We start from the raw sequence: 12,495 nt of genomic DNA, 5'->3' as shown, positions 1-12,495 counted from the left end.
GACCCAGAACGGTCGGGTCCCGACGCCACCCAGGCGGGTCCCGACGCCACCCAGGCGGGTCCCGCTGACACCCAGGCGGGTCCCGCTGACAGCCAGGCGGGTCCTGCGGCCGGTGCTGCCGGTTCCGGTGTCGACCGGCGTCGGGCCGACGGGGACCGAGGGCGACCCGGGCGTGAGTCGGCATGAGCCTGCTGCTCGTGCTGCCGGTGGTGGGGCCGCTGCTGGCCGCCGGGGTGCTGCTCGCGACGCCGTACCGGATCGGGGTGCACCGGGCCGCGGGCCTTGCCACCACCACCGGGGTGCTGGCGGTGGCGGCCGGATTGCTGGCCGTGACCTACCCCGGCGGGATCCCGGTGGTGCGGATCGGCGGCTGGCCGGGCGTGATCGCGATCAGCTTCGTGGCCGACACCCTCGCCGCCCTGATGGTCGCGGTGACCGCCGTGGTCGTCCTGGTCTGCCTGGTCTGCGCCATCGGCGGCGAGGAGGAGCGCCGAGCGCAGTACGTCCCGCTGGTGCTGGTGATGTCGGCCGGCGGCTACGGGGCGTTCCTCGCCGGCGACCTGTTCAACCTCTTCGTGATGATCGAGATGATGTTGGTGCCGTCGTACGCGCTGATGTCGCTGGGCGGCAGTCCGGGGCGGGTGCGGGCCGCCCGGGTCTACCTCACGGTGAACCTGCTCGGTTCCACGATCCTGCTGGCCGGGGTGGGGCTGCTCTACGGCCTCACCGGGGAGGTCCGGCTCGCCGCGCTGGCCGGTGCGGCGCGGACCTCGCCGGGCGTCGCGCTGGCCGGCGGCGTCATCCTGCTGGCGCTGGCGGTGAAGGCCGCGGTCGTCCCGCTGCACGGCTGGCTGCCACGCAGCTATCCGCACGCGCCCCCGGCGATGGCCGCGCTCTTCTCCGGCCTGCTGACCAAGGTCGGCCTGTACGCCATCATCAGGATCTTCGCCGTGCTCTACGACGGTGATCCCCGCTTCCGGTGGATCATCGCCGCCGCGGCGCTGGCCAGCATGGTGGTCGGGGTGCTGGCGGCGGTGGGTGAGGCGACCGTGCGGAGCATCCTCTCCTTCCACATGGTCAGCCAGATCGGGTACGTCCTGCTCGGGCTTGCCGTCTTCACCGCGGCGGGCCTGGCCGGCGCGGTCTTCTACCTGGTGCAGTACATCGTGGTGAAGACGGCGCTGTTTCTCTGCGCCGGTGCGCTCTGCGCCGGGTACGGCACCGACCGGCTGGACCGGCTCGGTGGTCTGACGTCGCGGCAGCCGCTGCTGGCGGTGGCGTTTCTCGGCGCCGCGCTGTCGCTGGCGGGGTTGCCGCCGTTCTCCGGATTTCTGGCGAAGTTCCTGATCATGCGGGCGACGGCCCTGGACCGGGACTACCTGGGTCTGACCGTGGCGGTGGTGGTGAGCCTGGTGACCCTGGTATCGATGCTGAAGATCTGGAAGGCGGTGTTCTGGGACGGCGAACCCGCTCCGGACCACGGTGGGGTGGGTCCGGACCGCGGTGGGGCCGGCTCGGCCCTGGCCGTCCGGCTGCGGCCCACCCGTACGGTCCCGGTCCTGGCCCTGGCGGTCCTCACCCTGGCCCTGGGGATCGGCGCCGCGCCGCTGCTGGCGCTCGCCGACGCGGCCGCCGCCGGCCTGCTCGATCCGGCCGACTATGTCCGGGCGGTGCTGGGGTGAACAGCGGCAGGTCTGGTCTGCTCCGCCGGTTCGCCCTGCGCACCGGCCGGATAGTCGCCTTCCTCGGTTACTTCGTCGGCCGCCTGGTGGCGGCGAACATCATGGTGGCCCGCGAGATCGTCACCCCGGGAACCGGGTTCCGGCCGGGCATCGTCGACTACCCGGCCCGACCGGGCAGCCGCTCCGAACTGGTCCTGCTCTCGCTGATCATCGGGTTGACCCCGGGGACCCTCACCGTGGCGGTCAGCCAGCGACCCCGGGTGCTGTACGTGCACGGCATGCGCGCCGAGGACCTGGCGGCGTTCCGCCGCGACCTGGCCGAGATGGAGTGGCGGATGCTGCTCGCCCTGCGGCCGGTCGACCGGCCACCGGCGCCGGTGCGCCCGATCGCCGACGGAGTCGAACGATGATCTTCCTCGATGTGATTCTCGGTGCGCTCGGGCTGACCATGGTGGCCGCGATCGTACGGGTGATCCGCGGCCCGACCGACGCCGACCGGGCGACGGGCCTGGACTTCGGGTTCTTCGTCTTCATGTCCGCGGTGGCGGTGCTCGCGGTCCGCCTCGACACCATGATTCTGCTGGACATCGTGCTCGTCGCCACGCTGGTCGGGTTCCTGGCCACGGTGGCGCTGGCCAGACTCGTCGAACGGAGGAGCGACGGATGATCCGAACCGCGGTCGCGGGCATCCTGCTGGCGATCGGGACCCTGCTGATCCTCATCACGGGGATCGGGGTGCTGAAGCTGCCCGATGTCTACAACCGGCTGAACGCGGTCGCCAAGGCGGCCAGTCTCGGCCTGATCTGCGTGCTCACCGGGGTGCTGGTCCTGCGTCCCGGGCCGCGGACCGCCGCCGTGGTCGGGGTCGCCATCGTGTTGCAACTGCTCACCGCCCCGGTGGGCTCGTACGCGTTGACCCGCGCCGCCTACCGGTCGGGCACCCGGCTGACCCGGTTGACCCGCCACGACGCGTTGGCACGCCGACGGCTGGCGGACGGACCCGCCGGGACCGGGCCGCCGGCGGACCCCGGAGCGCCCTGACCGGCCGGGCGCCGCGCACGGTGCGCGTGCCCGGCCGGTGCGGCGTCGGGCCTGAGCGGCCCGCGGCGGTCGGTCAGGCCGGGCCGATGACGTTCGGGCGGTAGGTCCGCTCGGCGCCGCAGTAGTAGACCGGCATCGGCGTCGGGCCCAGCGGGTACCGGCAGACCTGGACGACCACCCGGTCGATCCCGGCGGGCAGGATGCTGGTCTCGCCGAGGGTCAGCTTGAACTCCAGGCGGCCGTTGTCGGTCCGGTACGCCATCCGGTCCAGCAGCCGTTCGCCGGCGTACCCGGCGAAGGTCACCACGCTGTAGTAGCCGTCGTCGAGGCAGGTCCGGGAGTCGTCGACGGCCGGCCGGTCGACGAGGACGCCCTGGACGTCCACCGGCGCCAGTGCCGGCGGCCGGGTCACCCGCCAGGCCAGCACGCCCAGGGTCTCGCCGTAGCGGCATCGGTCACCGGAGTCGGCCTGGAACCGTTGCCGCTCCGGTAGCGGGTCGATGATCTGCGCCTGGGCCGCGGCCGGTACGCCGAGCACGCCGGCGAGCAGGGCGGCGGCGAGCAGCAGTACGCGGGGCAGGGCGGAGCGGCGGAGGTTAGTCGGTGGCTGTCTCAACGGGGCTCCTTCGCGTCGGCCAGCGGGGACGGGCTGGCGCGCCTCGGGGGGTCGCCGCGGGACGGCTGTCCGACGCGGGATCCCGGTCGGCAACGGGGGGGCAATGCATCCGAGTCTATCGATTTTTGGCGGCCCGGTCGACGGCACTCAGAGGCCGCGCCGGGCCGGGCGGCGCGGACCGCGTACGCCAGGCGCCCGGGGCGCGTCGTAGGGTCCACCGGTGATCACCGGAACAGCGCTCGCGGTCGTCGCCGGACTGGGCTTCGGGCTGTCGTTGATCGTGGCCATCGGCGCCCAGAACGCCTTCGTGCTGCGGCAGGGACTGCGCCGTGAACACGTCGGCCCGGTGGTGGCGGTCTGCGCGGTCTCCGACGCGGCGCTCATCGTGGCCGGGGTGGCCGGCGTCGGTGCCCTGGTGACCCGGTCGCCGCTGCTGCTGGACGCGATCCGGTACGCGGGCGCGGCGTTCCTGGTCGGCTACGGCCTGCTGGCCGCGAGAAGGGCGGTCCGGCCGTCCCGGCTGGCCGCCGACCCCGGGGGCGAGCGCACCGGACTGCGCGGCGCGCTGCTCACCTGTCTGGCCCTGACCTGGTTGAACCCGCACGTCTACCTGGACACGGTGCTGCTGCTGGGCGCGGTCGCCAGCGCCCGACCGGCGGCCGACCGGTGGTGGTTCGCCGGCGGAGCGGTGCTGGCCAGCCTGCTCTGGTTCGGCGTGCTCGGCTACGGCGCCCGGCTGCTGCGCCCGATCTTCGCCAGCCCGACCGCCTGGCGGATCCTGGACGCGGCGATCGCGCTGACGATGATCGCCATCGCGATCGGCCTACTGGTCGGCGGCTGAGCCGGCGGCGGCCTGGTCGGGAGCTGACCCGGCGGCGGCGCGGGCGCGGCGCAGTTCGCGCTCGGCCCGCCAGCCCTGCACCAGCAGGACGCCGGTGGCGATCGCGCCGAGGGCGGCCGGCGCGGCGGCGTACCAGTTGATGCCGTCCGGGGAGACCGCCGACGCCCCGACGGCGGCGTAGCCGAAGGCCGACGGCGCCGACGCGAGCACGCTGCCGAGCAGGAACGGGGCCAGCCGGGCGCCGGTGGTGCCGTAGCCGTAGCTGACCAGCCCGAACCCGGCGACCGGCAGCATCCGTACGGTGATCACGCCGAGCACGCTCTGTCGGGCGAACCAGTGGTCCAGCCGGGCCAGCCGGCCCCGGACCCGTTCGGCGACGAACTCCCGGCCGAGCAGCCGCCCGACCGCGAAGCCGAGGCCGGCGGCGAGCAGCGCCGCCGCGAGGGTGTACGCGGCACCCTGCCACGGCCCGAAGATGGCGCCCCAGGCCAGCGTGATGAAGGTCCGGGGGACCAGCACGATCAGCAGCAGCGCCGCCCCGAGCACGGCGGCGACCGGGGCGGCCGGGCCGAGCCGGTCGGCCAGTTCCGGGATCTCGGCCAGCTCCGGCAGCGGCACCAGGAGCAGGGCCAGCGCGAACGCGCTCAGCATGGCGAGCAGCAGGGCGAACCGGGCCACCGACCGCTGCGCCAGCAGCCTCCGTACCAGCCGCACCGCCCGACCGGCGAGGATCCGGCCGGGGGTCGCCCCGCCGGTCATTGCCGGGCGGCTACCACGGCGGCCATCCGTTCGGTACGCAGCCGGTCCGTCCAGGTCTCGTCCAGCGGGGCGAGCTGGCTGACCCCGGTGGCCCAGCGCAGCAGCAGGTCGGCCAGGGCCGGGTTGCGGGCCAGCGCCGGCCCGTGCGAGTAGGTGCCGAGCAGCTTGCCGTGCCAGGCCCCCTCGGTCTCGCCGTCGTTGCCGATCCCGGTGGTCACCCGGGCCAGCGCGGTGACCCCCGGGCCGAGGTGGGTGCGCCCGCCGTGGTTCTCGAACCCGCTCAGCGGCGGCAGCCCCAGCCGGAAGTCCATCTCGCCGGCGAGCTCGCCGACCGCCCGCGACGGACCCCGGTCGGAGTGCAGGTCGAGCAGGTCGAGACCGGCGCACCGGGTGCCCTTGGCGAAGAACGAGCCACCGAGCAGCTGGTAGCCGGCGCAGACCGCGAAGACCACCGAGCCCTGTTCGGCGGCGCGGCGCAACCCGCCGTCGGCGATCAGGCGCTGCGCGCCGAGCGCCTGCGGACCGTCCTCGCCGCCCCCGATCAGGTAGATGTCGGCGGCGGTGGGCAGCGGTTGGTCGGAGCGGACCTCGATCGTCTCGACCGGCATCCCGCGCAGCTGGGCCCGCCGGGCGAGGATCAGCAGGTTGCCCCGGTCGCCGTAGGTGGAGAGCAGGTCCGGGTAGACCCAGACGATCCGCAGCGTGCTCTCGCCGCCGACGGCCGCCACCGGGTACGGGTCCGGGGCGGGCCGGTTGGACCCGTACTCGGTGGGCGCGAAGTAGTTGTGCTCAGTTGACACGGTCCAACTCCGCTCGGATGTCCTGGAACGCGGTGTAGTTCGCGATCACTTCGAGCCGACCCGGTGGCACCGCGCTGACCGCCGCGCCGAACGTGCGGACGTGCTGGAACGGCACCTCGTTCACCTCCAGCCGGACGGCGAGGTCGTAGGCCCGGTCGCCGGTGATCAGCACCTGCCGGCCGCGCAGCGGGGCGAAGTCGACGTCGAAGAGCCAGGAGGTGTCCAGGCCGTCGGGGTCCCGGGCGTTTATCGACAGCAGGGTGGGCGCCTCGTCGGCCATGTCGAACGCCTCCAGCCAGCTGGCCGGGTTCTTGGCCAGCAGCAGCCGGATGTTGCGTCCCTGCCGCTCGACCTGGGCGTACCGGCCGGCGACCGAGGCGACCCCGGCCAGCCGGGAGACGGCGTCGTGCGGGCGTACCCCGAATTCGGCGGCGACGGCGAGGGCGGTCGCCGCGTTGCCCAGGTTGACCCGGCCCGGCAGTTGCAGCACCACCTTGTGCCAGGCGCCGGTCGGGTCGGTCACCCCGTCGTCCTCAACCGTCCACTGCGGCATCGGGCGGCGCAGCGGGCAGCCGCCACACCACCACTGCTCCTCGGCCCGTTCGATCGGGGAGCCGCACTCGGGGCAGACCCAGGAGTCGTCGTGCCAGCGCTGGCCGGCGCTGAACCAGGTGACGGACTGCTCGGCCAGCCCCTCGGCGCGGGCCGCGGGTGGCGTGACGGCCCAGACCACCATCGGGTCGTCGGCGTTGGCGACCACCCGCACCTCGGGGTGCCGGACCAGCGCCGAACGCCACATCTGGGCCATCATCGCGACCTCCTTGGCCCGGTCGAGCTGGTCGCGGGAGAGGTTCAGCAGCGCCACCACGTGCGGCTCGGTGGCCTCCAGGACCTGGGCCAGGTAGTGCTCGTCGACCTCCAGCACGGCGTACGGGGTGCTGCCGGCCTTGGCCAGCGCCGAGGTGTGCCCGGTCGGCATGTTGGCGCCGAAGGAGTTGGTGGCGACCGGCCCGAGGACCCCGACGGCGGCGGCGGTCAGCCGGGTGGTGGTGGTCTTGCCGTTGGTGCCGGAGACCAGGGCGATGGCCCGGCCGGCCGCGAGGTGGGCGAGCAGCTCCGGGTCGATCTTGAGGCCGAGCCAGCCGCCGATCACCGATCCGTCGCCGCGGCCGGCCGCCCGGGACAGCGCCGCGGCGGTCCGGGACACCGAGCTGGCGACCTTGGCCCGTAGGGGCATTCTGGCGTCCGTCACGCGAGCGAGGTTACCGGACCGGGCGGGTGCCGAACGGAGGCCCGCAAGCATCCGCCCCTGGGCGGTAGGCCGCCGGCCGGCGGCACCGGGATCGATCGCGGCGGCGCGTCTCCACTTTCCTCCCCGGGCCACCGTCGGCGCCCCCGGCGCGGCCGTCCGGGTCGGCCGCGCCGCCGGAAAGCGCACCGGGAGTCCGATTTCGCACTCCGCCGCGCGGTCGGAATTCACCGCATGCGGTTGCCAGGTGGCTGTCGGAAAGCGGACCGGGTTCGGGGCCGGCCGCCGCCCTCCACTCCGCACCACCCCTTCTGACGTGCGGTTTTGTCGCCGGCGCGGGTCCGATTTCTCCGCGATTCTGGTTGCGGGTGGAGGGAAGTGGAGTAGAGTGGGGCGCATTGGTGGAGCCGGGAGGGCTCCGCCGGGGCGGGGTCAGTTGGCTCTGCCGGCCCGGGGGACAGCGGCGCCGCGAACGCCGTTGCTGGGGCGAGGGGGGTAGGGCCGATGTTTCTCGGCACGCACACTCCACGCCTCGACGACAAGGGCCGGCTGATCCTTCCGGCCAAGTTCCGCGACGGGCTGGCGGGAGGTGTCGTGATCACCAAAGGGCAGGAGCGCTGCCTCTACGTATTCCCGATGCCGGAATTCCAGCGGATCGCGGAGCAGCTGCGCGAGCAGCCGATGACGCACAAGGCCGCCCGGGCGTACAGCCGGGTGTTCTTCGCCAGCGCCCACGACGAGGTGCCCGACAAGCAGGGCAGGGTGACCATCCCCGGTCACCTGCGGGAGTACGCCGCCCTCGATCGCGAGCTGGTGGTGATCGGCGCCAGCAGTCGAGTGGAGATCTGGGACCGGCAGTCCTGGGAGACCTACCTCGCCGACAGCGAAGACGGCTTCGCTGACATCGAGGAGGGGGTGCTGCCGGGCGGACTGTAGGGCGTGCCAACGCCCGACGTACTGCGAGATCTCCACCCGCTCGAGTTCCTGGCGTCTCTTCCCCGATGCCAGGCGCGCGATCCCCGGCCGGTCTTCGGACCGGCCGACGGACCAGAGCGGATGGGGATCTGGCGGTATGACGGACGGCACGGCAACTACGAAGCTCGGACAGAACAAGACAGCGGTTCACTGGGGGTCGACATGGGGGAGCTACGCGGTACGCACGTACCGGCGCTGCTTGAGCGTTGTCTCGAGCTGCTCGCTCCCGCGCTCGGCCGCGGGGCGGGCGACCCGCCGACCTACGTCGACGCGACGCTCGGCCTGGCCGGGCACGCCGAGGCCGTTCTCACCGCGCATCCGGACGCCGTCCTGATCGGACTGGACCGGGACACCGAGGCGCTCCGGCACGCCCGCGCCCGGCTGGACCGGTACGCCGACCGGATCCACCTGGTGCACGCCGTCTACGACGAGTTGCCGGCGGTGCTGGACCGGTTGGACCGGCCCCGGGTGGACGCGATCCTGTTCGACCTCGGCGTCTCGTCGCTGCAGTTGGACGCGCCCGACCGCGGGTTCGCCTACGCGCAGGACGCGCCACTGGACATGCGGATGGACCAGTCGGCCGGAGTCACGGCCGGCGCGGTGGTCAACGGCTATCCGCACGGCGATCTCGCCCGGATCCTGCGAGTCTACGGCGAGGAGCGGTTCGCCGGTCGGATCGCCAGCGCGATCGTGCGGGAGCGGGAACGTGCGCCGATCACCTCGTCGGCCCGGCTGGCCGAGCTGGTCCGGGACGCGATCCCGGCGCCGGCCCGACGAACCGGCGGACATCCGGCAAAAAGAACGTTTCAGGCTTTACGGATCGAGGTAAATCAGGAGCTGGCCGCGCTGGAGTCGGCGCTGCCGGCCGCCCTGGACGCGCTGTCGGTGGGCGGCCGCCTGGTGGTCCTCTCCTACCACTCGCTGGAGGACCGGATCACCAAGCAGGCGTTCGCCGCCCGGGCCCGAAGTACGGGCCCGGTCGACCTGCCGGTGGAACTGCCCGGGACCGGCCCGACGCTGCGGCTGCTCAGCCGCGGCGCCGAGCTGCCCGGTCAGGCGGAGGTCGAGGCCAACCCGCGGGCCGCATCGGCGCGGCTGCGGGCGGCCGAACGGATCGAAGCAGACCAACCAGGCGCCACGACCAGCGCCGGGACCGACCGCGAACGGTCCCGACGCCGGGTCAGGGCGCTGAGCACACCGAGCGCGCTCCGGCCGGCTGGCACCGGCCGCGGCGCGACTGCGGAGGAGCGCTCCGCTGCGGAGCAAACGGAGGCACCGCGCCGGTCGGGGGACCGGGGCGGTAGAGCGGTAGAGGGGGAGGGAACCTATGCAATTTGACAAGCGCGACCGCCGGGAGCAGACCGGCGTGGAGCGCGACGGTGGGCAGCGTACACCGCGTTCGGGGGGCCGGAGCGCGGCGGAGCGGACCACCCGGACCGGACCGGTGACCGCCCGGGGGAGCGGATCGGCGGCTGCCCGAGCGCGGGGGGCGCGCGAGTACCCGACCGACGGCAGCGCGGCACTGCGACCCCGGGAGCGGGTCGCCCCGGACCGGCCGCTGCGGGTCTGGGACAGCTCGGCGGAGCCGGCACCGGCGGTCGAGCCCGCCAGCCGGGCTCGACCGGAGCGGGTGACGCCGCCCCGGCTGCGGGTCGCGCCGCCGCCGCCGGTCTCGGTGCCGGGCGCGCCGTTCGTGGCCTTGATCCTGGTCCTCGTGGTCGGCGGGGTACTCGGCATCCTGGTGGTCAACACCAAGATCAATGAGAACTCGTTCCGGCTCGGCAAGCTGCGTGAGCAGCAGGCCACGCTCGACGTGCAGGAGCAGCAGCTGGAGAAGAAGATCATCGAGGCGGAGGCGCCGGGCAACCTCGCCGCGCAGGCCCGCAAGCTCGGCCTGGTGGAGTCGGAGAACCCGGCCTTCATCCGGCTGCCCGACGGTCAGGTGATCGGCGTGCCCCGGCCGGCCGGGGGCGAGCCGGCCCGAACCAGCCCGCAGGGCGCGGGGGGATAGCCCGTGCCATCGCGGTCGGACGACCCGCGCCGGGACGCTCAGGCGTCCCGGCGCGGATCGTCGCGGGCCGGCTCCGGGACCGGCGGGTCCGCCTCGGGCGCGCCCGGCGGCGGAAAGTCCGGTGTCGGGAAGTCCGGCGGCGGAACCACCGGCGGCGGTAAGCCCGGATCCGGCGGGTCGAGGTCCGGGGCGGACGGGTCGAGGTCCGGGGCGGGCAGCGGGCGCGGCGGGCTGGACGGCATCTCCGACGCCCGGGCCTACACGCCGCGCGGGCGGACCGTGCGGGACACGCCGGAGTTGCGGCGTGCCCCACGCGGTGGCCGCTCGGCCGACCCGTTCCGGCCCGCGTTGCAGGTCCTGGAGGGCGGGCGCTCCGCCAGCACCCGCGGCGGGCGCCGCGACGACCGGACGGACCCGGGCTCCGGCGGCGGGGGCCGCCGCGCGGGCGCGGGCTCCCAACGGTCCGGCGCCACCTCCGGCACGGCCCGCGCCACCACGGGCGGGCCCCGCACCAACAGCGAAACCCGCACCAGCACTGGATCTGCCCGCTCCACGGGTGCCGTCCGCGCCGGGCGGGTGCCGACCCAGCCGGTACGCGGCGGCGCCCGGACCGGCTCCCCACCACCGCGCCGCCGGCCGACCACCGGCCAGAGCACCGGCGGACTCCGGCGCGGCGGCAGCGGCCGGGCCGCCCGCCCGGTCGTCCGGCGGCCGGTCCGCAAGAAGCGGTTCGGGCCGCCCCGGCTGGCCGAACCGACCCGCCGGCTGCGGATCGGCAGCCTGCTGGTCCTCGCCCTCTTCGCCGTGATCGGCATCCGGCTCGTCGCCCTGCAGGTCGTGGACGCGCCCGCCTACGCCGGCGGCGGGGTCGCCGACCGGACCAGAACCGTCGAGCTGCCGGCCCCGCGCGGTGCGATCTACGACCGGGCCGGCGTCGCCCTGGCACACAGCGTCGAGGCCCGCTACGTGTACGCCGACCCGGTGAAGATCCAGGACCTGGCCGGCACCGCCGCGGCGCTCTCCCCGCTGCTCGGCATCCCCCGCTCCGAGCTGGTCGAGCGGATGCGCCCCCGGGTGCACCCGGACGGCCGGCTGTCGATGTTCGAGTATCTGGCCCGGCAGGTCGACATCGAGACCGCCGACCGGGTGATGGCCCTCAACCTGGCCGGCATCGGCGTCAAGCCCGACGAGCGGCGTGAGGTCCCCGGCGGTGACCTGGCGGCCAACCTGCTCGGCTTCATCGGCGAGGACAGGACCGGCCTGGAAGGGCTGGAGGCGCGGTACGACGAACTGCTGCGCGGCGTCAACGGCCGGCACGTGTACGAGTTCAACCGCGGCGACGGGATCACCCCGATCCCGGGCGGCTACAGCCGGCTCACCGAGGCCCAGCCGGGCAGCTCGCTCGGCCTGACCATCGACCGCGACCTGCAGTACGAGGTGCAGCGGGTGCTCAGCCGGACGATGCAGGAGGTGAACGGCACCACCGGCGCCGCCGTCGTACTCGATCTGAACGGCGAGATCCTCGCCCAGGCCAGCCACCCCACCTACAACGCCGCCGACTGGCGCAAGAGCGACCCCGCCGACCGCCAGGACGCCGCGACCAGCTTCGTCGTCGACCCCGGCTCGGTGCACAAGCCGATCATTTTCGGCGCCGGGCTGGAGGAGGGCGTGATCAAGCCGGACAGCGCGTTCCGTGTCCCGTCCACCATCCGCAAGGGCGACACCGTCTTCTCCGACACCCACCCGCTCAACGGGCGGACCGCCACCCTGGCCGGCATGCTCGGCTACTCCTCGAACGTCGGCACGATCCGGATCGCCGACGTGCTCGGCCCGCAGCGCGTCCACGACTACCAGGTCAAGTTCGGGCTCGGCGCGGCCACCGGCGCCGGGGTGCCCGGCGAGGCGGCCGGCCGGGTGCTCGACCCGGCCGACTGGAGCGGCTCGTCGCACGGGTCGGTGCCGATCGGGCACAGCGTCGACGTGACACCCCTGCAGATGGCGGCCGTCTACGCGGCGATCGCCAACGACGGGGTCTGGGTGCAACCGCACCTGGTCCGGGAGACCGTCGCCCCCGACGGGACCCGGACCCCGGCGCCGGACCCGCAGACCCGACAGGTGATCAGCGCCGAGAACGCCGCCGCGCTGCGCGAGCTGATGGAGGCGGTGGTGGCGCTCCCCGACGGCACCGGCACCAACGCCGCCATCGCCGGCTACCGGGTCGCCGGCAAGACCGGCACCGGCCGCCGGATCGTCGACGGCCGCTACACCAACGACGAGGTCGCCTCGTTCATCGGGATGGCGCCGGCCGACCAGCCCCGGTACGTCATCGCCGTCTTCGTGCACACCCCCGGCGGCGGCGGTGGCACGGTGGCCGCGCCCGCGTTCCGCGACATGATGGCCTTCACGCTGCGCCACTTCCGGGTGCCGCCCACCGGTTCCCGACCGCCCGACATCACCGTCTTCCCCGGGTAATGGCCGGTCCGACCACGTCCGGCGGCCGGACGGGACATCATCGGGAGGT

The 12,495-nt window shown here is 74.2% G+C and carries 13 protein-coding genes; 9 read left to right on the top strand and 4 right to left on the bottom strand.

All coding sequences use genetic code 11. The annotated features are described in order from the left end of the window. Nucleotides 1-182: 182 nt before the first annotated feature. From O7627_RS23025 to mnhG, 4 genes are read left to right on the top strand one after another with little or no spacing between them, the layout of a single operon-like run. Complete coding sequence (locus O7627_RS23025) at nt 183-1,682, top strand: proton-conducting transporter membrane subunit (RefSeq protein ID WP_278095570.1); 1,500 nt, start codon at nt 183-185, stop codon at nt 1,680-1,682. Continuing rightward, a complete protein-coding gene (locus O7627_RS23020; RefSeq protein ID WP_278095569.1) occupies nt 1,679-2,092 on the top strand; it encodes a Na+/H+ antiporter subunit E in 414 nt (137 codons plus the stop codon). Before O7627_RS23025 ends, O7627_RS23020 begins: the two co-directional genes overlap by 4 nt. Next, entirely contained in the window at nt 2,089-2,349 is a 261-nt protein-coding gene (locus tag O7627_RS23015; RefSeq protein ID WP_278095568.1) for a monovalent cation/H+ antiporter complex subunit F, read from the top strand. The genes O7627_RS23020 and O7627_RS23015 overlap by 4 nt, the downstream gene beginning before the upstream one ends. Continuing rightward, the gene (gene mnhG, locus O7627_RS23010) at nt 2,346-2,723 is read left to right on the top strand and encodes a monovalent cation/H(+) antiporter subunit G (RefSeq protein ID WP_278095567.1); all 378 of its coding nucleotides are present in this window, start codon (nt 2,346-2,348) and stop codon (nt 2,721-2,723) included. The genes O7627_RS23015 and mnhG overlap by 4 nt, the downstream gene beginning before the upstream one ends. Nucleotides 2,724-2,796: 73 nt before the next feature. Here mnhG and O7627_RS23005 read toward each other — a convergent pair whose 3' ends face one another. After that, nucleotides 2,797-3,339, bottom strand: a complete 543-nt coding sequence (locus O7627_RS23005) for a hypothetical protein (RefSeq protein ID WP_278095566.1) — start codon at nt 3,337-3,339, stop codon at nt 2,797-2,799. A 220-nt stretch (nt 3,340-3,559) separates the two neighbouring features. On the opposite strand from O7627_RS23005, the gene O7627_RS23000 reads away from it, so the two are divergent. After that, on the top strand, nt 3,560-4,180 hold the full coding sequence (locus O7627_RS23000) for a LysE/ArgO family amino acid transporter (RefSeq protein WP_278095565.1): 621 nt from the start codon (nt 3,560-3,562) through the stop codon (nt 4,178-4,180). On the opposite strand, the gene O7627_RS22995 is transcribed toward O7627_RS23000, so the two are convergent. The 3 genes from O7627_RS22995 to O7627_RS22985 form a co-directional block, all read right to left on the bottom strand. Continuing rightward, nucleotides 4,163-4,831 carry a VTT domain-containing protein gene (locus O7627_RS22995; RefSeq protein ID WP_278098392.1) on the bottom strand — a complete coding sequence of 223 codons (669 nt, stop codon included), beginning with the start codon at nt 4,829-4,831 and terminating at the stop codon, nt 4,163-4,165. The genes O7627_RS23000 and O7627_RS22995 overlap by 18 nt on opposite strands. Before the next feature lie 104 nt (nt 4,832-4,935). After that, entirely contained in the window at nt 4,936-5,667 is a 732-nt protein-coding gene (locus O7627_RS22990; protein ID WP_278098391.1) for a glutamine amidotransferase, read from the bottom strand. Nucleotides 5,668-5,728: 61 nt separating this feature from the next. Then, on the bottom strand, nt 5,729-6,976 hold the full coding sequence (locus O7627_RS22985) for a MurT ligase domain-containing protein (protein WP_278098390.1): 1,248 nt from the start codon (nt 6,974-6,976) through the stop codon (nt 5,729-5,731). A gap of 516 nt (nt 6,977-7,492) precedes the next feature. Between O7627_RS22985 and mraZ the strand changes: the two genes are divergently transcribed. The 4 genes from mraZ (at nt 7,493) to O7627_RS22965 (ending at nt 12,446) form a co-directional block, all read left to right on the top strand. Continuing rightward, nucleotides 7,493-7,924, top strand: a complete 432-nt coding sequence (gene mraZ / locus O7627_RS22980; RefSeq protein ID WP_278095564.1) for a division/cell wall cluster transcriptional repressor MraZ — start codon at nt 7,493-7,495, stop codon at nt 7,922-7,924. Nucleotides 7,925-8,125: 201 nt separating this feature from the next. Further along, nucleotides 8,126-9,301 carry a 16S rRNA (cytosine(1402)-N(4))-methyltransferase RsmH gene (gene rsmH, locus O7627_RS22975; RefSeq protein WP_278095563.1) on the top strand — a complete coding sequence of 392 codons (1,176 nt, stop codon included), beginning with the start codon at nt 8,126-8,128 and terminating at the stop codon, nt 9,299-9,301. Then, complete coding sequence (locus O7627_RS22970; protein WP_278095562.1) at nt 9,291-9,974, top strand: hypothetical protein; 684 nt, start codon at nt 9,291-9,293, stop codon at nt 9,972-9,974. The genes rsmH and O7627_RS22970 overlap by 11 nt, the downstream gene beginning before the upstream one ends. Nucleotides 9,975-10,205: 231 nt before the next feature. After that, the gene (locus O7627_RS22965) at nt 10,206-12,446 is read left to right on the top strand and encodes a penicillin-binding protein 2 (RefSeq protein ID WP_278098389.1); all 2,241 of its coding nucleotides are present in this window, start codon (nt 10,206-10,208) and stop codon (nt 12,444-12,446) included. Nucleotides 12,447-12,495 lie beyond the last annotated feature (49 nt).

It is taken from the genome of Solwaraspora sp. WMMD1047 (assembly GCF_029626155.1).
GTDB lineage: Bacteria > Actinomycetota > Actinomycetes > Mycobacteriales > Micromonosporaceae > WMMD1047.
This window is presented reverse-complemented; position numbering and strand designations above follow the sequence as displayed.